Genomic DNA, 23,037 nt, shown 5'->3' with positions numbered 1-23,037 from the left:
TAGTTGTGTGACACGGGTTTGCGAGTCGCCTCGGCTTGACCGCGGGCCGCGCCGCAGAATACCATAGGATGGCTGCAAGGTAGTCCCACCATACCCGCCTTGCCACACGCCGGGGGGCGCACGCCAAGGTTTCGAGCCAGACCGGGAGGATCGGCCCAAATGTCTCTACGTCGTCAAGCATTCCGCCTGTTCAAGTCCGCCTCGCTCTGGATGTGTTGTCTGGCCATCGCCGCACTCGGCTCGACCTGCCCATTCCTGGGCGGGGACGCCTCGCCATTCCCCACGCCGACCGGCGGCAACACCGCCCCGCGCTTGCAGATCACGAACGTCGTCACCGACTTCGGCAACAACTTCGTGCAGCAGGGCGATCCGGTCGTCATTCAATTCAACGGCAGCGACGCGGAGGATGCCAGCGTCGCGCGAATCTTCGCGTCGCAGTCAGCCAACCCGACGCCGGCACAACAGATCTCCATCAGCGAGGGAATTGAGATCGGCCCGGGCTTTGGCAGCGGCGTCGTGCAGTGGGACACGACCAACGTGCCGATCGGCGCTTACACGATCTTCGGCGAGATCGACGACGGTAGTTTTGATCCATTGAGCGGCACGGGCAACCAGCCGGTGCGCGTCGCCTACGGCGCGGTGATTTCCATCGCCCCGCGCGGGTCGCAGCCGCTGAACAGCCCGCCGCGGCTGACGTTTCTGGAACCGCTGGCGAACCTGGGTCTCTCCGTTCAGGACGAAGTCACGGTGCGGTACATCTACGCTGATACCGACAGCAACAACGTCAAGATCACGCTGCTGCTGGACAAGGATCGCATCCCGACCAATGACGACGTGAACAACCCCGGCGATCCCCTGGATCCCGCGAGCAACATCATTATTCTGCCGTCGGCCGTGCGGCTGAACACCGATCCGACGTTTGACGGCGATCCCGCACCGCCGGTGGATCTGGCGCAGCTTCAGTCTGCCGACAGCATTGAAATCCGCACGAATCCACGCACCTTCGGCACGCCGACGGTCCCCGGCTTGCTGCCGTTCCCCGGCGCGCCGCAGGACGGCGAGTTCAAGGAATACCGCTTCACGATCGACTTCGCGCAGATTCCGGTCCGCACGCAGCCATACTTCCTGCGTGCGACGATCACCGACGGCGTGGTGACGGCCCATGCCTACGCGACGGGTTCGATCACGATTTCATCGCTGGCGAGCGGCTTGGTGGATGTCGGCTCGCTGGGCTTCTCCTTGGCCGGGGCGCGGTTCCAGGGCTTCAGCGTCGGGGAGAATCTCGGTTCGATCATGCGAACCTCCGGTGATCTTGACGGCGATGGGGTCGATGATTTCCTGATCGCGGGCCGATTTGCCAGCCCTCGAAACCGCTTCCAGTCCGGCGCGGCCTATCAGATCTTCGGCCGTTCGAAACTCCCGTTCCCGCTTGATACGAACGGGAACGGAATCCCGGACGTGCCCGGTGTCGATGGAACACCGATTGATTTTCCGACGCCGCCGGACTATCTGCCGACACCGTACAACGCGGCCAACATCGGACGATTCGGCGGCATCATCAGCATCAACAGCGTCGGCTCGTTCTTCCGGGGGACAACCTACGGCATGCCCTTGGGCCGCATCCCCGTCCCATCCGTGCCCGGTTCGCTCACCGATGGAGCGCATCCTTTCACCACGTCGGCCGGTCTGACGTCGATCGCGCGGCTGGACGTCACGGCGGACGGCATCGATGACCTTGTCTTCGGGTTGCCGTACGTCGGTGGTGCACGGGACTACGGTGATGACGATCCGGTCGAGGGGGGGTGCGACACCCCTTACAACGACGGTTTCCCGAATGCCTTGAATTGCAGTCAGAACAGCAACGATGACTTGGGTTTGACATTGGGCGGCTTGGTCATCATGGTCGACGGAACGAACAACCTTGTAACGAATTTCCCGCAGTTTGTGGATGCGGGGACGGCAGGCCAGTTTGATCCGGAAGGAATCGCGGACGACGAGGGTGTGGCCCAAGGTGGGGCTAGCATCCCGCGCGGCGCGCGGCTTCGCGGAGCCTATCTCGATAGGGAAAACGCACCGCCGATCGTCCAGGACAATGAATACGGCCGCACGGTCGGTGTTCTGCCGGCATTCTTCAATACCAACCTGAATTCGCTGGTGATTTCGTCGCCGGGATTCAGCCTTCCGGGGGGAGTCCCGCCGATCGTTACGCCGCTGAATCGTTGCGGGAAGATCGTCATCTTCCAGCCGAGCAACTTCATTGCGGATGGTTTCACGCTCGATGGGGTTCTGTCGTTTCCAGTCTTTGGGATATGTCCGGGCGGCGGTTGCGTCGGAATGAACCCTACGATTTGCTGTCGCGCACCCATTCCGATGCCGAACTGGGTGAACGTGTATGGCGCAGACGCCGGGGATGAGCTGGGATACGCCGGCACGGCCGGGCAATTCAATCAGGATGGTGTTGCGGATGTGCTGATGGGTGCTCCGGGTGCGGATCGACGCATTACCGCAGGCGGACCGGTCCTGACCAACAACGGAGTCTTCTACGTGCTCTTCACGCCTTCGGGCGGCTTTGGCAATTCGCAGTTGACTGTTCTGGATCCGGACAATCCGCCGCCTCCCGGCGCGCCGATCGGACCTCCGCGATTGGAAATTCGCGGATCCCATTCGGAAGATCGCTTCGGTGCGATTCAGACGGCGATCCAGGATGTGAACGGCGATGGACGCGATGATGTCGCGTTTGCCAGCCCCAGCTATGACCACGCCGTCGTCGGGGCGGACGCGGGATACGTCGGAATCATCTTCGGCAATCGCCCGTTGACCGGTGAAAACGGCTTCACGCCGGAACAGGTCGGAACGGCGTCGCTGGCCGGTGTGCGATTTGTCGGCGCCCATTCCGGCGCGATGGCCGGCGCCAGCATCGCCAGCGCCGGTGATTTCAACCGCGATGGTTACGGCGATCTGCTGATCGCCTGTCCCGGTGAGGTGCGCGTCGTGAACGGCGTGGCCCGCAAGGGCGTTGCTTACCTGATCTTTGGCAATGCTTCGCCGACGTTCCTGACCAACAACAGCGGTCAGGGCTTCAACCTCGCGCAGGTGGGAGTGAAGGTCGGAAACGTGACACCGTTGCCGGGCATCGTGTTCGTCAGCCGCTTCGCGCAGGGCACGATCGACGAAGCCCCGCTTGATTCGGTCGGCGGCCTGGGGGATATCGACGGCGACGGGTTCGATGACATCGGCGTGGCGGCGATGCGGGCGGATTTCGTGAATCCCTCATCGCCCAATCAGCGCCGCGACGAGGCCGGCGAGGTCTACATCATCTACGGCAACAATCAAGGCAGTAACAACCTCGCCGGCGGATGATCGAACAAGCGGCCAGTTGTCCGTCGCCAGAATCGTGTGGGTTGATTTCCAGAAGCCGGCGGATGACGATCCGTCGGCTTCTCTTTTTCGCGTGATCCATTTATTTAGGTTTTGTCTGAAACGCCCTCTCCCCTTTGGGGAGAGGGTTGGGTGAGGGGAAAAGCCGCACGAAGACGAAACCAACCCTCACCCCGGCTCTCTCCCTTCAAGGGAGAGGGAGTGTTTTCAGGCGAGGCCTGATGCGATTTATCGCTTATCATGCCTTCCATGGAACGCCGTTTTGAAATCATTGTCATCGGCGGTGGTCACGCCGGCGCGGAGGCCGCCTGGGCCGCGGCGCGGCTCGGCATCCCCACGGCGATGGTCACCATGCAGCGCGACGCCATCGGCCGCATGAGTTGCAATCCGGCCATCGGCGGCATCGGCAAGGGGCAGATGGTGCGAGAGCTCGACGCGCTGGGCGGCCTGATGGGGCTTGCCACCGATCGCGCGGGCATTCAGTTCCGCATGTTGAACCGCCGCAAGGGGCCGGCCGTGTGGGCGCCGCGAGCGCAATGCGACCGCGACCTGTATGCAGCCGCCGTGCAGGAGTTGCTCGCGCACACACCGAATCTTGAGATCATCGAGGGGACGATTGAGCGGATTGAAACGAGGACTCTTGCTGATTCCAGCGGCTTCATCACGGGTCGTGAATGGCCGGCTTGTTCGTCGACCGATCGAGCCCGCTCCGTTGCGGTCGCGGCTCTGACCGGCGCGCGCGGTCCGGCAGTGAAGGTGAAACAGGTTTGTGGCGTTCGCCTGACCGATGGCCGCGTTCTGGCCTGCCGCTGCGTGATTGTGACGACGGGAACATTCCTCCGCGCGCTGATGCACACGGGTGAACAAAAGGCCGCGGGCGGGCGGATCGGCGAAGGCAGCGCGGTGGGGTTGAGCGCGTGCTTGCGCGAGATGGGGCTGGAGCTGGGACGATTGAAGACGGGCACGCCGCCGCGCCTCGCGCGGGATTCGGTGGATTACGCCGCGCTGGAGGAACAGCCGGGCGACGTTCCGCCCGAACCGTTCTCGTTTCTGACGGATCGCATCGATCAGCGACAGGTGTCTTGCTGGATCACGTACACCGGCGCCCCGGCACACGACCTGATCCGGGCGAACCTTCACCGCGCGCCGATGTACACCGGGCAGATCGAGTCGCGCGGGCCGCGTTATTGTCCCAGCATCGAGGACAAGGTCGTTCGCTTCGCCGAGAAGGATCGGCATCAGGTATTTCTGGAACCCGAGGGCTACGAGAGCGACCGCATCTACTGCAACGGCATCAGCACGTCGCTGCCGGTGGATGTGCAGGAGGGCGTGGTGCGGTCGATTCGCGGGCTGGAACAAGCGCGGATTCTTCAATGGGGGTATGCGGTCGAGTACGATTTCGTGCCGCCGCATCAGATCGACGCGACGCTTCAGGCCAAGTGCGTCGGGGGGTTGTACCTCGCGGGCCAGATTAACGGCACCAGCGGCTATGAAGAAGCGGCCGGGCAGGGGCTGCTTGCGGGGATCAACGCGGCGCGGCGCGTGCTGGGGCGCGACCCGGTGGTGCTGCGGCGCGACCAGGCGTACATCGGAGTGATGATCGACGACCTGGTGACGCGCGGCGTCATCGAGCCGTATCGCATGTTCACGTCGCGCGCAGAGTACCGCCTGCTGCTTCGGAGCGACAACGCCGACGCAAGGCTGACCGCGCTGGGGCGGGAGATCGGCCTCGTGGACGACACACGATGGACGCGTTTTGCGGCCAAACGTGACGCGATCGCGGTGATTCAAAGCTGGGCCGAGCGGACGATCATCGACGGCGTGCCGTTGTCGCGCTGGCTGGCGCGGACGGATGGCGAATCGATCGAGCGCGTGCCTTGGCGCGCGTGGCGCTCCGCCGGAGTTGGGAGCGAGGTCGGCGGAAGCGGATCGGATACGCTGCCGGCGCTGCCGGAAGACGTAGCCGGCGTCAGCAGCCGCTTGCTGGACGAAGCGTTCGAAGCGGCCGCGATCGAGGCGAAGTACGGCGGGTATGTCAAGCGACAACTTCGTGAGGTCGAGCGCTTTCGAAAGATGGAGTCGCGCCGGATACCGGACGGGCTGGATTATCACACGATCCGTCAGCTTCGATTCGAAGCGCGTGAGCGATTGAGCAGCATCAACCCGCGCAGCATCGGTCAGGCCCAGCGGATCAGCGGGATCAACCCGGCCGATATCGCGGTGCTGCTGTTGCATCTGGAATCCGCCCGACGCGAGAGCAAGGCGTAATCCGAACCTTTCTAAGTGAAGCCGCGATGAGCATTCACCGGTGGCCCAGGCGTCTCGCCTGTGATTCACCCGCCGCAGCGGGTGCCCGCATCCTATGGATCATTCTGCGGCTCCACTTCGTTCGCGTCGCATTCTCGTAGCGGCCTGCCTTCGAGCGGGCCGGCGCACGCCGGCGCGAACGGTTTCATCAAGTGCCACATCCGAAAGGTCCAGTCACCGCAAATTTCGCCATCAAAGCCCCAGAATCAGTTCATCTTCGGTATTGATAAAGCCGCAAAGGGGTCGGCCCGATAGTGCGCGGGGTTGTTAATCTGGGGGAACTAGGTAAGATGTTGAGCCAATCATTGGACGGGGACGGCACGGATGCCGGAGCGGCCGGTGCTGCGGCGGTAGCCGAGGCGCTGGAAGCGGCGAAGCGGGGCAGAAATATGAAATCTGTCTATACGACGGGCGAGGTCGCCGAGATTTGCCGCATCAGCCAGCAGACGGTGATTCGCTGCTTCGACAGCGGTCGGCTCAAGGGCTTCCGCGTGCCGGGGTCGAAGTTCCGGCGCATTCCGCGCGAGTCGTTGCTGGCGTTCATGCGGGAGAACCACATCCCGCTGGAGAATCTCGCGGCGAGCAAGAAGCGCGTGTTGATTGTGGATGACGACGCCGAGATTGTTTCGATGATGTCGGAGATTCTCGCCGGCGACGGGCGGTTCGACGTGCGCACGGCGAATAATGGTTTCGACGCGGGGGCGCAGACGAAGGAGTTCCGCCCGGACATCGTGCTGCTGGACTACATGCTGCCGGATATTAACGGGAATATCGTCTGTCAGCGGATTCGCAGCGATCCCGAGCTGGCAGGCACGCGCATCATCATCGTCTCCGGCGCCGCGCGCGAAGCCGAGATCGCGATGCTTCGAGCGGCGGGGGCGGATGATTTCGTCAAGAAGCCGTTTGACATCACGCAGTTGCTCAACCGCATGGTCGAACTGGTCGGCGCGTAATCCTCCGCGCCGGTGGGACACGGATGGAAATGAACCGGCGGGATGCGCACGAAACCCAGGCCATTCAGATCGAGCAAGTCTACGACTTGCTTGATGCGCTCGCGCCACCGCCGGCAGAACTGCTAAGCCTGTTACGGCATCCGTCGCGGCTCGAACCGTTCGAGCCGCCGGCCACGGGGCCGAACGAGGCGCCGAAGCGCTGGGGCCTGGCGCGGGCACTGTGCGATTGGACCCGTGCAGATACTTCGAAAGCCGCGACGCGTCCTGATGCGGCAGCGTCCGAGTTTGATTGGGTCGATTTCTGGGTACATGGGGTGGCGACGGGGCTGGCGGCCGCGGCAGGCGTCTCGGCGTCGCGAGCCGGCGAGCTTTTCCTCTGCGGCTTGCTTCATGATCTGGGTAAGGCGGCCCTGGCTCGCGTGATGCCGAAGGGGTACGCGCGCGTTACTCGACACGGCATCAGCGCGGCATCGATCTCCGATTCCCGCAAGGTTTTCCTGCATGGGATTGACAACGCGAATCACGAGCGTCGATTGCTCGGCGTGGATCATCCGCAGGCCGGTCGGCGTCTCGCGGAACGATGGGCGCTTTCGCGCGTCGTGACCGAGTGCATTTGGCTGCATCACACGCCGGGTGAAGCGCTGCCGGCGGCTTGCTCGCCGGATGGTTCTGTTCAGATCGTGCAATGGGCCGATTCCGCGGCTGTGGCCATGGGTTACAAAGTCGATGACCGCTTGGTCGATCAGGGGGTCGAGCAGTTCGCGCGCTACGGCGACAGCACGCTGACAAGCGAGCAATTGGCGAGCTGGCTGGAGGCGGTTCGCGACGAGGCGGCCGCCCTTCGCCAATGGCTGGCAGGGTCCGACGAAGAACCTGCGCGGGTCGATTTTCGCCCAGCGGAAGCGACGCCGTCCAATGCCGCGGATGACGTGCGTGAGGCACTTGAAGCGAATCGCAGGATGGCGGCGCGGCAGGCGGCATGTCTGAAGGCGATCCACGACTTCGCCGGGTCGATTCGACGCGGCTGCTTGTTGCGGGAAGTGTGCGGGGAGGCAGCGAAGGCACTGGGTGCGTGGTACGGTTTGAACGCGTCTGTTGTCTATGCGCGACGCGAGGATCGTCCGTGGCTGGAGTTTGCGGCGACCGGCATGCAGATCGAGCGCGGGGTGATGGATCTCTCGTTGATGGGCGGAGGTCTGTCAACGTGGCCGGACGAGGCGGCAAAGTCGATGGACGAGACCGATTGGCAGGAACTGCACGCCGGGCGGATGGGGATGCTGGTCTCCCGGTTTCGCCTGCACCTGGGAGAAGGGCCGCTCTGGCATCTTCCGCTGTGTCACGGCGACGAGCCGATTGGCGGCGTGCTGACGTGTCGCGCGGACAAGCCCGTCAATGCGGCGTCGCGCGATGATCGGGGCACGAACGGTTCGACGTCGAGGCCGCTCCTGGCGCTGATTTCCATGGCCCTGGTTCAGGCGCGATCGGAGTCGGCCATCGCGGCGATGCGAGACGACATGGCCGAGGTCAACCGGCGACTGGTGGCGATGCGCGAACAGGTGATCCGAGCGCGGGCGGTGGATTCGCTGGCCTCGCTGGCGGCCGGCGCGGCGCACGAGTTGAACAATCCGCTGGCGGTGATATCGGGTCGTGCGCAACTGCTTCGCGGACGTGCCGCGACTCCCGAGGACCGAGAAGCGCTGGATCAGATCGTGCGGCAGGCGCACGCGGCGAGCGAACTGGTGTCGAGCCTGCTGGAGTTCGCGGAACCGCCGGTGGCTCGGTTCCTGCCGATTGATCTGCGCGCTTGGCTGTCGAAAACGGTGTCAACGCTGCTGGAAGCGCGTTCGATTCCTGCTGGTACGTGTTCCGTTTCGATCGCGTCCGATACGCCGGCGGTGTTCGGGGATCCGGACCTTCTGACGCGCGCCTTGGGCGAACTGATCGATAACGCGTGGGCGGCGATGGAAGGCGAATCGCCCCGGGTGACCATCAAGGCGTTTGGCGATTGTGCCGAAGAGTGTGGCGTCGTGCAGGTGGCTGACAACGGTCGCGGCATGACGCCGGACGTGCAGGCGCGGGCGATGGACCCGTTCTTTTCGCACGGACCGGCCGGGCGCAAAAGGGGTCTGGGTCTGGCGCGCGTGCAGCGGTGGATTCAGTCCGGCGACGGAAGCGTTCGGATTCGCAGCGTGCCCGGCGCGGGCACGATCGTGGAGCTTCGGCTGCCGTCGAAGCGTCCGGCGAGTCGGGGGTAAGAGACAGTCGTATAATTTTACCGGTAATCAGGGGGACCGGGGCGTTCCGCGCGATCGATGGAGTTTTGGTATCCGGGCCGGGCGGGTCGCGTAGGCCTCTCTCCTCCTCCCCTCGCTCTCACGGCTGAAACGTCCCGCCTGGCACTATTGTCGAACCCGGATCAAGCCGACATAGGCTCGCGTGAATTGCATGCAGAACGTGAAATCGGGCCGGACAGACAGGGCGTCATGAATCGAGAAGCGCCCGGGGGCAGGAAGCAGGAAGCGGGAAAGGAAGCGAGGCACGGATGAATCGCCAGGATATTCAGGTATTGCTCGTCACGGAGGACGCGGATCTGGTCGTCACGCTGGGGCACGCGCTGATGACCGGCCTTTCTGCCAATCTTACGGTTTCGGATCGCGTGGAACAGGCCGGGGTACTCGCCGAATCGAATGCGTTTGATGTCATCGTCGCGAGCCAGCACGTTTCCGACGGCACCGGTCTGTCGATGCTGGCTGACCAATCTGGCGATGCGGCGACTCCGGTCATTCTACTTGATGACGAGATGGACGCGCAGCGGATTCTGACCGCCCTGCGTCTGGGCGCGGCGGATGTTTTCGTCAAGCCGTTCGACCTGCCGCGGCTGATCAACGCGATTCGTCGTGCGGCCGACCGGCGGCGCAAGCACCGCCAGGACACGTCGCGGGCCAATCGGCTGCGAAAGGTCTCATCGCGGTTGGTGAAGGATCGCAAGGAGCTGCGCGATCGCGTGGATCTGATCTGCCGCGATCTGGTGCAGGCCTATCGCCGGCTGGCCGAGAAAGTCGTCGGGTCCGGTCCGGGAAGCTCCGAACCCGAGAAGACGGGCGAACTCGTCTGAACGACGCACCGCGGTACCGGAGCGTTGTTTCAAATTAACTTCAACGTTGACTGAAATCAACATCGACCGCGCTGGCGAATTGCGCGGAATGCGGGCTTGATCCGCGCCGGCTCGATTCCGGAGTGCGCGAGTGGTTCTTATCGCGCCCACGTTGCAGCGGCCTCCCATTCGACTTTCGGAACGCATCTTGCATTCTCTTCATGCGGGGAGCGATGCCGGTGGGTTGCGTGGGGGCGATATCCAGTTCTTCCGATCTTCGCGGCGGTCTGCCGCGTTATTGGTACGGTCTGCCGCCGTGGCCCGGTGGTTTGTATGCATGGCGGCGGCAGTTTGACGCCAGTGCGATTCACCCCGGTGTGCGAGCGGGCGATGCCGTGTTCGATGCGAGCAATCGGCCGCACAGTTACTTCGCGGGCCGGCGTGCGCAATCGACAGCGGATGTCGACGCCGCATACGCGGCACGCAAGGACGAGATGGGTCAGTGTCATTCGGCGGTCGGAGGATGCGACCGGAAGCGTCTTTGGCCGTTTCGATGGCCGGTGGTCGAAGCGCCGCGATCGGTGCGGCAGGTCGACTTCATTTCGCCGCCCGGCATCGGCCAGGTTCTCGACGTGACCGCCTAGCCGAGAATACCGCAGTTTCCCCACGTTTACGGCCAAACCGTTCGTTCATATCGCTGTTTCACCTCGCGAGCCGATGAAGTAGCGTGGCATGGCAGGTGGCATTCACCGCCGTACAATAGCGCGGGTCATTCATCCCGGGGGCGGAGCACATCATGTTGAGCATTCTTCACGTTTCGCACGAAGCGGTTCACAAAATCGGCGGTATTGGTTCAGTCCTCGAAGGGTTGATCACCTCGCGCGACTACGCCCAGACTGTGGATCGCACGATCCTCCTCTGCCCGCTTTTCACGACGCAGGGTCGCCCGGAACACCGGCTGGGGCCAGAAGGGGAGGTGCTTTACTCATCGTTGGACGGCCGCACGAATCATCCGCTGGCCGAGGCGTTTCGGCAGATTCAGCAGCGGTATCATGTGGAGATCGTATACGGCCGGCGCCTGTTGCGCGATCCGCTGACCGGCGTGGAGGAGCGGCCGGAGGTGGTGCTGATTGAAGTGAGCCGGGCGAATCCCGCGGAGACGAACGCGCTGAAGCACCGGCTCTATGAGTCGTTCGGCATCGACTCGGTGCGGTACGAACAAAGCTGGGATTATGAGCAATACGTTCGGCTGGCGGAGCCGGGGCTGGCGGCGGCGCGGGCATTGGGCGCGATGCACGGGACGTGCGTGGTGGTGTCTCACGAGTTCATGGGGATGCCGACGGCGCTGGCGGCGAAGCTGCGCGGAGGAGCGTCGGTTCGGACGGCGTTTCATGCGCACGAAGTGGCGACGGCGCGCCGGATCGTCGAGGAGCATCCGGGGCACGACACGATGTTCTACAACGTGCTGGCGAAGTGCGCGAGCGAAGGCAAATACGTGGCGGACGTGTTCGGGGATCAGCGCGGGTATTACCGCCATGCGCTGGTGGAGGCAAGCCGGCATCTGGATGTGACGCTGGCCGTGGGGGATGATGTCGTGCGCGAACTTCGGTTCCTTTCTCCGGAGATGGCGCGTTCGAACATTCAACTGGTGTACAACGGGATTCCGGCGTATGAGAACGCCGAGCGCGAATCGCACGCGAGCAAGAGGCGATTGCAGGATTACGCCGAGGCGCTGCTGGGATATCGACCGGACTACATCTTCACGCACGTGACGCGGATGGTGCCGAGCAAGGGCCTGTGGCGCGATCTGAATGTGATGCGTCACGTTGATCGAGCGATGCAGGCGAGCGGCGAAACGGCGGTGTTGTTCGTGTTGTCGACGGAGATCGGCGGGCCGCGGCCGACGGAGGACATCCTGGAGATGGAGCGCTGGTGGGACTGGCCGCTGGCGCATCGCGAGGGGATGCCGGACCTGACGGGCGGCGAGGCGTTGTATTACGCCGGTGTGCAGGCATTCAACACGCGCGGACGGAATTGTAAGGTTGTCTATATAAACCAGTTCGGGTTTGATCGCGCCTGCTGCGGCAGCCGCATGCCCGCCGACATGGCGTTTTGGGACATCCGCAAGGGCAGCGACGTCGAGTTTGGGCAGTCGATCTACGAGCCGTTCGGCATCGCCCAGTTGGAGGCCCTGTCGTTCGGCTGCATCTGCGTGATGTCGAACGTGTGCGGCTGCGCGGGCTTTGTACGGCGTGTCGCCGGTCCGCAGGGCACGCCGAACGTGATCATCGCGGACTACACGGCTTATCGTCCCGAGCAGGATACGATCGAGGGGTACCTGGCCCTGAAGCGCGACGTGCGCGAGGCGTTTGACGCACGCGTGGCGGAGCAGGTGGCGCGCGAGTTGATGAGCCGACTGCCGCGCAGCCGCGAGGACAAAGCGGCGTTTATTCGCCGAGGGTACGAATTGGCGGCGAAGATGAGCTGGGACGTGATCGCGCGCGATTACTTTCTGCCGGCCGTGGGGGTCGGGCGATCGACCGCCGCCAGTGGAATCTCGGGCGCGGCCTGAACGAGCCTTACGACGCCTTGGCTATCGGGGGGGCGTGTGCCGCGGTCTCACGATCGGGCTGGGGGAAGGCTTGAACGGCGGCTGCTTGCGCTTCGCCGAGGACTTCCTTGAGCCATGCGTTAAGCTTCTGGTTCTTCTGAACCAGTTCCCCCAGGGATCCTTTGGCAAAGTTCGCAGGCGCCGCCGGCGCTCCGGAGGCGGCGGGTCCCTTGACGGAAGCCGGTGCCGGAGAGTCGGTCGCCCTGGTCTGCGTTGGAAAAGCGTGGGCCGTCTGCGGCGTGTGAGACCGAGGCGAGGATGTCTTGTTTTCGGCACGATTTGATTTTTCCGGATGCGTCGGAATCGCCGGGGCCATCCGTGCCACGACATCGACAGATTCCGCATCCGTCGTCGAGCGCGCCAGGCGGTCGGAATCGGGAAGCTCCAGCGGCGGGGCCTGGAAAAACTGATCGGCTTGGGCGAGCCCGTACCGCAGGCCCTGCACGCGCGCGTCGATGGATCCGTAAGCTTGCCGCACAAGGCCGACCAGCTGGCCCAGACGCTGCGAATGGGCGCGGATGAGCTGGATGCGTTCGTCGGCAAGGGTGTTTTGCTCGGCGAGCCTCTCGCAACGATCGTGTGCCACGCCACCGGCGTCCGCGAGCTTGTGAATCACGCTGGAAACCGAACGGGACAGTTTCGCGAGGACTTCGGTCTGTCGTGCGGCGGCTTCGACGACTTCGCGCGGGGCCGCAAGGTAAGCGTGCGTGTCATCGTGGACTTTCTGTGCCCGCTGGAGCAGCTCGCCGGCGCGGGCACAGGTTTGCGCCTCAAAGTCCTGAACAAGGCGAACGGCTCGATCCGCCGGCTCGCGCAATTCGAGGGCGTACTTGCCGGCGGCCTGGTTGATCGTGGTTTGCGCAACTTCGGCGTCGTGCAGAATGACGGCGTGCAGTTCGCGCATTTCCTCGATGTAGGCCTGGGCGCGTTCGGCGAGCTGGGTTGCCTGGGCGTCGGCGACGCGGCGCGCCTCGGTGAGCTTGGCATCGATCTGCGCGGCGCGGCGGTCGCACTCTTCGCGAATGTTGTTGCCGCATTCGAGGAGAATCGTGGCGCTGGCCTGCACGCGGTTCGCCAGCGTGTTGATCTCTTCCAGCGCCTGACGGCTTTGGTTTTCAATGCGGCGCTCGTGATCGGCCAGGTTGGCGGAAGCGTTCTGCGAAGTGAAGCGCAGTTCCTCGCCGACCTCGCGCAGCTCGCGACGGATGCGATCGGCCGCCTGGTGAATCTGAAGCAGGCAGGCACGGACTTCCGACACCGAGCGTCGCCCTTGTGATTTGATCGACGCGACGACTTTCTCTCCAAGGGCCAGGGCGGCGTCGGCTTTGGAGTGCAGCTCGACCAGTTGCTTGCCGCTGCCCGTAAGCGACTGCTGCACCGACTGGGCACGCTGCATCACTTCGTGCGCGGTGCGGAGGTTCTCGTTGGCAGCGCGGAGGTCGTCGCGCGTGGCCTGGGCCTGCGATTCGATGTAGCCGAATGTCTCGTCCATTTTGGCGCGCATCTGCGCCATGAATTGTTCAAGCGTCTTCGCGGCGTCGGCGGTGCGCGACTCGGCCCGCTGTGAGACGTGATCGACCTGTGCGGCGATGGCGCGGGCGCGCTCCTCGAGCTGCTCGGCGATGGCGCGGGCGCGCTCGTCGAGCTGTGCGATGGCGTCGTTGTGGCGGCGTTCGCCGATGTCGCGCTGTTCGGTCCAGCGCATCAGGGTCTGACGCATCTGGCGATCCAGCTCGGCGAACTTGCGCTGCTGATCCGAAAGGAAGTGCTCAATCCGGGCCTGCTCGGATGCCGACGCGGCGGACATCCGGGCGAGTTGCGCACGCATTTCCTCCTCGAGTCGCGCATCGATGCGCGGCGGCGCGGATGGCGCCGGCATCGGCGGAATCGCGACGAGTTGCGGAGGCGGTGTGCTCGTTGCCCAGGCTTCGGGCGCGGCCGTCGAGGTCGTTGCCGGCATCGGCCGCGGTTCCGGTGCGGGGTCCTGCGGAAACTGCATTGCGTGTCGCGCCAGGGCGCCGCGCGGCGCGGCGCTGGCCACCTGCGGCGGGGCCAGCATTTGGGTGACGACTTCCTCGATGATGCCGCGGGTGACGATCGCGGCGCTGTCGGCGTAGGCGGCGAGCAGCGCGTTGTCGGCGATCTGATTGATCAGTCGTGGCAGGCCTTCCGAATGCGCATAGATCGCCTCGAGCGCCGCGTCATCGAACAGCCTGCGGCCGGCCGACAGCCCCGCGATCTCCAGGCGATGCTGAATGTATCCAAACGTCAATTCTCGAGACATCGCCCGCAGGTGGAACGTCCGAAACAGCCGCTGCTGAAGCTGGCGCATGTCAGGCCGCCGGAAGGTTTCCTGCAATTCCGGCTGACCCAGGATCAGAACCTGGAGCAGTTTCGCGTCGTCGGCCTCGAGGTTGCCGAGCAGGCGAAGCTCCTCAAAGGCGTCGTGCGGGAGGTTCTGGGCCTCGTCGATCGTGACCACCACGATGCCGTCGCTTGCATATTGTTCCATCAGGAAGGCTTCGAGCTTCAGCGAAAGTTCGGCCGCCGAGGCCCCCGCATCGACCGGGAGTCGAAACTCGCGGCAGATCGCGGCAAGCAACTCCCGCCCGCTCACGCGCGAGTTGGTGATCGTCGCCGTCTGGATGTTGGATTCAAAGCGCGACAAGACGATGCGGCTCAAGAGCGTTTTGCCCGAGCCGACTTCGCCGGTCACGAGGACAAAGCCCTTGCGCTCGTGCGCGGCATAGATCAGGGACGCGAGCGCTTCTTCGTGGTCGGGCGTGTTGAAGAAGAACTTCGGATCGGGCGTGTTGTTGAACGGCGGAACCGACAGACCGAAAAAATCGCAATACATGAGTGGCTCCTGGCCCGGCGGATTGGCCTCGCGCGGGATTCGTTCGGCCGCTGCGTCCGGGCAGAGATCGAGTGCCGAATCGTTGTAAGTGTTATCGGAATCGAAACTTTGCGCGCTTGACGCATTGCCCGGCTGTCCCGTCGGCCCTGGCTCATCGAGGCGGCAAACATGCTCGCGCAAAAATTGCCGACCGAGCCGCCTCACGATCTCGCTGTTGGCGCTTCGAACTCAACGAAAAGGCTGAATCTCGACCGCTTGATAGTTCAGTTGATCCCGGACTCACCCGATAAGGCCGCGGGAGAGAAGCGAGCGAGGAGCCATGGACGGCAACACACACCGAAGCATCGGCGCGCCCGATGGCACAGCGAGTTGTTCCCGAATCCGGTGCAAACGATCGGGCCGCGTCGCCCAGGCGGGTTTATTCGCACTGGGCATTCTGACGGGAGCGGGCTGTTCATCAACGCCGAATGACCGCGAGGTCAACGCCTTCATTCACGACTGGGAGGCGAACGTGTCGGCGGCGGAATATCGCGTCCAGCCGCCGGATTCGATTGAGATCAGTTCTCCGCAATCGCCCGAAATCGATGGTGAGATTCAAACGATCCGCCAGGATGGCAAGATCTCGCTGCGCCTGCTGGGCGACGTGCAGGTCGCGGGTCTGACGCCGGCGGAGATTGCCCAGAAGCTGGAATCCCTGCTGGCGACGTACTACGAATCGCCGCAGGTCAACGTTCGGCTGGCCGACGCGATGAGCAAGAAGTACTACGTCTTTGGCCAGGTAGAGCAGCCCGGTGCGTTTCCTTATTCCGGGCGGGACACGCTGATCACGGCGCTGGCCAAGGCTCGCCTGCGATTCATTGCGGCCCGGGACAAGATCACGGTCATCCGGCCCAGTCCGCATGAAGACAAGCGCAGCATTGTTTGCGTCAACGCCAAGCGCATGATCGAGGACGGCAAGATGGATCAGAACCTCCTGCTTCAGGAGGGCGACATCATCTATGTGCCGCCGACGCCGCTGGGGAAACTGGGTCTTGCGATCGCCGAGCTGACGTTTCCGCTTGGACAGGCGTCCCAGTCGGTCATGGTTTCGGGCGGGGGATTGGGCGCGGGGCGCGTCGTAAGCGCCGCGGCGCCGTAGCGCGATCGTGAAGCAGCAGCAGGATTCGAGCGCGACGAGCCGAAGCGGGCAGACAAGGAAGTCGGCAAGCCATGCAACATCAGTTTGACGAATACTCCGTGACGGATCTTCGACACACCGTGGGTGAGGTGCTTCGCGTCATCCGCGAGCGGCGCTGGCATTTCTATGTGCCGTTCTGCGTGGTCGGCGCGGTGACCTTTGCTGCGTCGCTGTATGTGCCGCGGCAGTACACGGCCACGACGGTGCTGCGGCGCGACAACGATGCGGTCCTGGCGAACATGATGGGGCGGGCCTGGAAGGAGCCGTACACCGAAATCAAGGCGCACCTGGCGGCGGATCTGAAAGACGAGGCGACGCTGCTCACGGTGCTGGATGGACTGGACCTGCCGATCGCCGCGCCGCGCTTTGACGACGGCAGCCTGACGCCGGCCGGCGAGGCTGCACGGTTGCGTCTGGCGAACGAGGTGGCGCGAGGCTTGACGGTGAAATCGCAGGAGTCGTCGTCGGCGCGGGAGGTCGTCAGTCTCTCGCTTTCGATGGAAGACCCCTCCCTGGTGTCGCCGATCCTCGCAATGTTGCGTGATGTGTATCTTGAGAAGTCGCGTCAGCGCACGACGCAGGTTCTGGACGATGCGCAGCGGTTTCTGGAGGCGCAGGTGGAATCCGCCCGCGCCGAGTTGTCAGACGTTCGCGCGAAGTTGACGGCGATGGAGTTGCAATATCCCGGCATCGATCCGGCAACCGTGGACCCGAATCAGTCCGAGTTGGCCGCGCTGGGGATGGAACGCGTGGCGCTGGAGCGTCAGCGCGAGCAATTGGAGCATCATCGTCAGGCCCTGGAAGAGGCCCGTTCCGCGAAAAAGGGCGGGTTGCCGGCTGCGCCCGCATCGCTGCTTTCCTCGGCGCCGAATCCTCGCCGCGCCGAACTCGTCGCGTCGCTCGGGAAACTGCGACAGGAACTGACCACGTTGCGAACGACCAAGCGCATGACCGAGGCGCATCCGTCGGTCGTGCAGCTTCGCGCGTCGATTGAAGCGATGGAGGCGGAATTGGCGCAAACGCCCGAGCGAATCGAACTGGAGGACGATGTCGTCACCGGTCCGGCCGCGCTGGATCACATCGAGCAGCAACTGGCGGACTTGGACGGAAAGCTGGCGGCGACGCGAGCCCGGCGCGAGACCGTACAGCGCATGACGGCCGAGGTCGAGTCCCGTCGCGCCGACGTGCTCGGCCACCGGGATGAGTACCACCTGCTGCGGCAAAAAGCCGATCGCATTGAGGGTGAGTTAAAATCGTGGCAGGATAGCGTCAAGCCAGTGGCACAAATGCGCACGGCCCAGCACAGCGGGCGTTCAATCCACTTCGCGACCATTCGCGACGTGGAGCAGAGCAGCCGGCCGACTTATCCGTCGGCGTTGCTGGTCGTGGGGATATGCCTTGCGGTTGCGTTGGCGGCGGGCGTGGTGACGGTGCTGGCGCGGGAGTTTCTGGATCACTCGTATCGCACGGTCAAGCATCTCTCCAGTTCGCTTGGCGTACCAGTGATTGAGAGCATTGATCTGATCGTGACGCGGGCGCAGCGCAAGCGCCGACTTGCCTGGAACATGCTGGCCATGCCGACGTTGGCGATTCTGCTGTTGGCAGCGCTGGCCGGCACCGGCACGGCGGCGTACTTGAGCCTGGAGCAACCCGCGAAGCTGGTGGAGATCAAGGCGAAGCCGCATCGCGCGATTCAAATCGTGTTTGAGCCGAATGTGTCGGACGACTAAGAAGGGCGATCCATGGGACGCATTGCAGACGCACTGAAGAAAGCCGAGCAGGAGCGCGCGATCCGCCAGGCGGAGCGCGCCGAGACGGCACCTGCCTCCGCGGGTTCGAGCGGCGCGGCGGACGTGCAGCCGGTCCCGCCGAATGAGCTGGTCGACCGTCCGGCCATCCTGACGAACCGTTTCACCGCGGAGGGTTCCCCCGCCAAGGGGTCGAATCAAGTGGACCCCAGCGTCGTTGCGTGGACCGATCGAAGTTCGCAGATCGCGGAGCAATATCGCGCTGCGCGAACGTGGCTGGTCTCGCGTACAAAGCCCGGCGAACGAAATTGCATCGCGGTGACCAGCAGCGTTTCGCGCGAAGGCAAGAGCGTCACGACGGCCAATCTCGCGGTGACCCTTGCAGAGATTCGGCACTTGCGCGTCCTTGCGATGGATGGCGATCTGCGCGGCGGTGTGTTGGGCGGCCTCTTTGGCGTCCCGTCGTCACCGGGTTTGGCGGACCTGCTCATCGGCCGTTGCAGCCTTTCAGAGGTTCTGGTTAAGACGGCGTTGCCGAATCTTTGGGTGATGCCGGCGGGGCGCGCGGGCGACCCATCCGGCGTGGCGGAATTGCTCAATTCCAAGGCCCTTGCGCGAACGATGGAGCAGATCCGCGAGAGATACGACTACATCCTGGTCGATACACCTCCGGTACAGCGTCTGGCGGATGTCGGCGTGATTGGTGCGCTATGCACGGGAATCATCATGGTTGTTCGGATGCACAAAACCCCGGCGCACCAGGTGCGGCAGTCGGTGAGCTGGCTGCAATTGAACCGGCTCAACGTGATCGGCTGCATCGCATCGGCCTGTCGGATGCCCTCGGCGCGTTACGCGTACGATCCGGCGGACCGCGCGGCCTGATCGATGGCCGGTCGCGGGGCCGAGCCTGCGGCGAGCCGGCGGTTTCCATCCACGAGCTGGCACCTGGCGACGAAGCCGCGTACACGGCTTACGTCCGCGCCCATCGCGACGCGACGGTTTTTCACAGTCTGGCATGGCGGCGTGCGGTTGAAGATGCGTTTGGCCATCGCGCGGTCTACTACATGGCGCGGCGCGGACGCGAGGTGGCTGGTGTTCTCCCGCTCTTCAAAGTTGAAAGCTGGCTTGCCGGCAGACTCCTCGTGAGCGTCCCGTACGGCGTCTACGGGGGCGTGCTGGCGAGCGATGCGGATGCGGCCGAATGTCTGCTGGCCGCGGGGAAGCGCCTTGCGGATCAGATGAATGCTCGCTCGGTTGAGTTTCGTTCGCGAACGCCGTTGGATAACACGCTTCCCGTGATGAGCGATCATGCGACGTTTCGTCGAGACCTGCCGGGTTGCGAGTCGCAGTTGGAGACGTTTCTCCCGCGCAAGGCCCGGGCCGCAGCGCGGAAGGCGACCGAGCGACATGAGCTATCAGCGGAGTTCGGCGCGGATCACCTCGATGTGGTATGGGAACTGTACGCGCGTTCGATGCGGCGGCTCGGCTCGGTGAATTATCCGAAGCGGTTTTTCCACGCGCTGGCGGCGCACGCTGGATCAGGCATGATCGTGCAGATGGTGCGGTATGCCGGTCGGCCCGTCGCGGGGCTGGTTTCATTTGTGCATCGCGATGAGTTCATGCCGTACTTCGTGGGATTCGATGATCGCGTCGCGTTGTATGGCGTGAGCCAGTACCTGTATCTCGCGTCCATGCGATGGGCCGTGCGGAACGGCTGCCGGGTTTACGACTTCGGGCGCAGCCGGGTGGACAATCGCGGCGCGTATGAGTTCAAGCGGTTGTGCGGTTTTGAGCCGCAGCCGCTGGGGTATCAGGTTTACGTTCCGGCCGGGCGGACGGCGCCTGATCTGTCGGCTGGATCGACGAAGTGGCAACTTGCGCGACGAGCGTGGAAATACCTGCCGCTGGCGGTGGCTCGGCCGCTGGGAGCATGGCTGTCGAAGTCGATTCCGGGGTGAACCGCATGGCACGACCGCGCGTGTTGTTTCTGTCACCGCGACCGCCGTTTCCGCCGAACAAGGGCGACAAGATTCGGACGCATCAGGTGTTTGCCGCGTTGGCGGATTCGTGCGACGTGTACGCCGCAAGTTTCGTGTCGAGCGCACAGGAGCGGGCAGACTTTGCGCAGGTCGCGTCCTGCTGCGTCGATTCGCTGGCCGTTTCGCGCCGGGCTTTGATCGGGCTGATGCGTGGTGCGGTGGAGCAACTGCGCGGCGGCACGGTCACGCTGGGGGCCTACGCAAGCGGGACCATACGGGAACAAATCGCGGCGTGGAGCGCTGCCGCGCCGTTCGACGCGGTCTATGCATTTGGCGGCGCGATGGCACCCTTCGCGCTGGCCGCGCGCGGGCGGCGGCGCGTGCTGGATCTGTGCGATGCCGACAGCGAGAAATGGCTAAGCTACGCTGGCCTGTGCGATCCGGGTCCATGCGGGACCGCCCGAGGCCGCACGACCAATCCGCTGCGAGCTGTGTACGCGCGGGAGGGTCGTCGTCTGCGGGAACTCGAACTGACGTGGCTGGACGCGTTTGACGCGGTAACGGTCGTGACCCGGCGCGAGGCGCGCGTGCTGGATCAAGCCGGAGCGAGAAAGAATCTGCACGTGCTGTCCAACGCCGCGCCGATCATCGAATCGGCTCCGTCGGCATCACAGAGCCGACCGATTGTGTCGTTTACCGGCGCATTGGACTACAAGCCGAACGTGGACGGGCTGCGTTGGTTTGTGCGGGACGTTTGGCCGATTGTCCGGCGGCAGGCGCCGTCGGCGCGGCTGCGAATTGTCGGTCGTGCGCCGGTGCGTAGATTGCGCCAGTTCCATGGCATCGACGACGTCGAAGTGATCGCGGACGTGCCGAGCATCACGCCGTACCTGCTGGCGTCGCGCGTGGCGATTGCGCCGATGCGGATCTCGCGCGGGCTTCCGAACAAGGTGCTGGAGGCGATGGGGGCGGCGCGGCCAGTCGTGGCGACGCCTGCGGTGGGCGAGAGCCTCGACGCCCGAAACGGCGAGGGCATTCTGGTGGCGGACGCGACGGCAGAATTCGCCGAGGAAGTGGGTCGACTGCTTTGCGATGACAACGCCTGTGATCGAGTGGGCAAGTCGGGCCAAGCGTACGTGCGAGCGCATCATGATCTGGACGTGATTCACACCGCTTGGCGCGGCATGCTTCTGGATGCTGGAATGAGAGAATCCGGCGGATGTGGAGAAGGCGCGGGCCGTCCCATAACGACGCATCGCGCGTCGGCGCAGCCCGGCCGCCCCCGGCCTCGCATTCCTGCGGCGATCTGACTTCAGTTTGCCATCACCGGTCTCGATAGAACTTAGAGTGCGGCGATATGGGACGCGGCGGGTTGGCCCGTGCGCGCCGGTCGTCATCGCACGCGCGCAAGGAAGCGCCGGTGATCACTCCGCTTGAAAAAGACGACAAACTTATTTTTGGCGGACCGCCGCTCCGGCGCCGGCACCCCGGCAAATCGGCCAAGGAACGGAGCCACCAAATCGCTGCGCCGGTCATCGAGCGACCGGCAGGCGCAAAGGCCGCTGCGTGCCCGCGAAAGCTACTGGTCATTGCCAGTCGATTCCCGCCCGTGGCTTCGGTCGGAGCGATTCGCATCCGCAAGTTCGTGAAGTATCTCTGCGAGCAGGGCTGGGAGAGCGTTGTACTCACTGGTGCGCATCGCCAGCCCCAACCCATTGCCGAGGACGCGCGCCGCGCCTGCGATCTGGCGAGCCTTCAGGATGTGCCGGCCGATGTGGAAGTGCATCGGCTGGGTCTCGATGCGGACGACGGGCCGCGTCGGTGGAGCCGCGACCTGGGCGCGTTGCTCGGGATCCCCGGCTTGCTGGTGGGCTGCGATGCACAGCGGTGCACGGATTGGCTCGCGTGGCGCATGCAGGCGATCGGTCAACGATTGGCGTTTCCTGATCGCGGCATCTGGCGGTTTTCCGAGGCGATCCGGATGGCGGTCGCGCTTCATCGGCGACATTCGTTCGATGCGATTTTTTCTTCGGGAATGCCGTTCAGCGATCACTTGATCGCGCTGCACGTGCAGGCGCGCCTGCGTCGGCCGTGGGTGGCCGATTTTCGTGATCCGTGGGTGGAGTACGTTCACTGGCCGCAGTGGACGACGCGATTCGGCGCGGGGCTGACGCGTCTGGCCGAGGCGGCGGTGATCGGGCGCGCGGCGGCGGTCGTGAGCGTAAATGATCACATGACGCGGCGATTCGCAGAGCGGTACGGCCGCTGGGCGCCGAAGTTTGTCACGATCGAGAACGGCTTCGATCCAAGCGATTTTCCGGAGGTCTCGCCGGCCCCGCGCCGCGAGTTTCAACTGCTGTACGCCGGATCGCTGTACGGTCAGCGCGGGCCGGATGCCGTGCTCGCGGCATTTCGCCGGTTCGTGGATCGCACGCCGGGCAGCGCGTCGCATGCGCGATTTGATTTTCTGGGCCGCGTGGGGCCGTTCGCCGATCGCTTTGATCGCGCGGAGGACGCCGGGCGTGTGCGGCATCTGGGGATGAAGCCGCACCGCGAGGCGATGGAGGCGATGGCCGGCGCGTCGGCCAACGTGGTGTTGCTGCCTCGGACCGCGGGCGGCGAGGGTGACAGCACGGCAAAAATCTACGAGTGCATAGGAATTGGGCGACCGATTCTCGCGGTGGTGCCGTCCGGCGGAGAAGCGGCGCGGCTGCTCGAAGGCCTGGCCGGAGCGCACGTGTGTGATCCCGATGACGTGGAGGCGATCAGCCGCGGCATCGGCGTTCTGTACACGCGCTGGCTGGCGGGGGCCGATCGGGTGGAGCATGCACCGGAGCGGTTGATGACGATGACGCGGCAGTTTCAAGCCGGCTGCCTCGCGGGCGTGCTGAATCGCGCGGTGGGGCGGCGAGCATGGATCGGGAGGAGGTAAT

13 protein-coding genes are annotated in these 23,037 nt (G+C 64.4%); 12 read left to right on the top strand and 1 reads right to left on the bottom strand.

The features are described 5' to 3' along the window. Positions 1-159 precede the first annotated feature (159 nt). The 7 genes from HRU71_03955 (at position 160) to HRU71_03925 (ending at position 12,304) form a co-directional block, all read left to right on the top strand. A complete protein-coding gene (locus HRU71_03955; protein ID QOJ02692.1) occupies positions 160-3,360 on the top strand; it encodes an FG-GAP repeat protein in 3,201 nt (1,066 codons plus the stop codon). A gap of 258 nt (positions 3,361-3,618) precedes the next feature. Next, entirely contained in the window at positions 3,619-5,646 is a 2,028-nt protein-coding gene (gene mnmG / locus HRU71_03950) for a tRNA uridine-5-carboxymethylaminomethyl(34) synthesis enzyme MnmG (GenBank protein QOJ02691.1), read from the top strand. A gap of 428 nt (positions 5,647-6,074) precedes the next feature. Next, complete coding sequence (locus HRU71_03945; GenBank protein QOJ04911.1) at positions 6,075-6,638, top strand: response regulator; 564 nt, start codon at positions 6,075-6,077, stop codon at positions 6,636-6,638. 23 nt (positions 6,639-6,661) lie between these two features. Beyond that, positions 6,662-8,893: an HDOD domain-containing protein gene (locus tag HRU71_03940; GenBank protein ID QOJ02690.1), complete on the top strand. Its 2,232-nt coding sequence runs from the start codon at positions 6,662-6,664 to the stop codon at positions 8,891-8,893. 287 nt (positions 8,894-9,180) lie between these two features. Further along, positions 9,181-9,753, top strand: coding sequence for a response regulator (locus tag HRU71_03935; protein ID QOJ02689.1), 573 nt, complete (start codon positions 9,181-9,183; stop codon positions 9,751-9,753). Positions 9,754-9,953: 200 nt separating this feature from the next. Beyond that, on the top strand, positions 9,954-10,376 hold the full coding sequence (locus HRU71_03930) for a hypothetical protein (protein QOJ02688.1): 423 nt from the start codon (positions 9,954-9,956) through the stop codon (positions 10,374-10,376). A 152-nt stretch (positions 10,377-10,528) separates the two neighbouring features. Then, a complete protein-coding gene (locus tag HRU71_03925) occupies positions 10,529-12,304 on the top strand; it encodes a hypothetical protein (protein ID QOJ02687.1) in 1,776 nt (591 codons plus the stop codon). A gap of 7 nt (positions 12,305-12,311) precedes the next feature. Here the strand turns inward: HRU71_03925 and HRU71_03920 are convergent, their stop codons facing one another. Further along, the gene (locus tag HRU71_03920) at positions 12,312-15,200 is read right to left on the bottom strand and encodes an AAA family ATPase (protein ID QOJ02686.1); all 2,889 of its coding nucleotides are present in this window, start codon (positions 15,198-15,200) and stop codon (positions 12,312-12,314) included. A gap of 319 nt (positions 15,201-15,519) precedes the next feature. Between HRU71_03920 and HRU71_03915 the strand changes: the two genes are divergently transcribed. The 5 genes from HRU71_03915 to HRU71_03895 all read left to right on the top strand — a co-directional run bounded on the left by HRU71_03915 (position 15,520) and on the right by HRU71_03895 (position 23,036). After that, positions 15,520-16,338 (top strand): polysaccharide biosynthesis/export family protein, encoded by an 819-nt coding sequence (locus HRU71_03915; protein ID QOJ02685.1) that lies wholly within the window; start codon positions 15,520-15,522, stop codon positions 16,336-16,338. Positions 16,339-16,409: 71 nt separating this feature from the next. Continuing rightward, complete coding sequence (locus HRU71_03910) at positions 16,410-18,107, top strand: hypothetical protein (GenBank protein ID QOJ02684.1); 1,698 nt, start codon at positions 16,410-16,412, stop codon at positions 18,105-18,107. Positions 18,108-18,835: 728 nt separating this feature from the next. Further along, positions 18,836-20,083 carry a FemAB family PEP-CTERM system-associated protein gene (locus tag HRU71_03905; GenBank protein QOJ02683.1) on the top strand — a complete coding sequence of 416 codons (1,248 nt, stop codon included), beginning with the start codon at positions 18,836-18,838 and terminating at the stop codon, positions 20,081-20,083. Between the two features lie 5 nt (positions 20,084-20,088). Further along, on the top strand, positions 20,089-21,414 hold the full coding sequence (locus HRU71_03900) for a glycosyltransferase (protein QOJ02682.1): 1,326 nt from the start codon (positions 20,089-20,091) through the stop codon (positions 21,412-21,414). Between the two features lie 110 nt (positions 21,415-21,524). After that, positions 21,525-23,036, top strand: a complete 1,512-nt coding sequence (locus HRU71_03895) for a hypothetical protein (GenBank protein QOJ02681.1) — start codon at positions 21,525-21,527, stop codon at positions 23,034-23,036. Position 23,037: the final 1 nt, after the last annotated feature.

Source organism: Planctomycetia bacterium, assembly GCA_015200345.1.
GTDB lineage: Bacteria > Planctomycetota > Phycisphaerae > UBA1845 > UTPLA1 > PLA3.
Note: the sequence above shows the minus strand (reverse complement) of the source record. Positions and strands in the feature narration are given on the sequence as shown.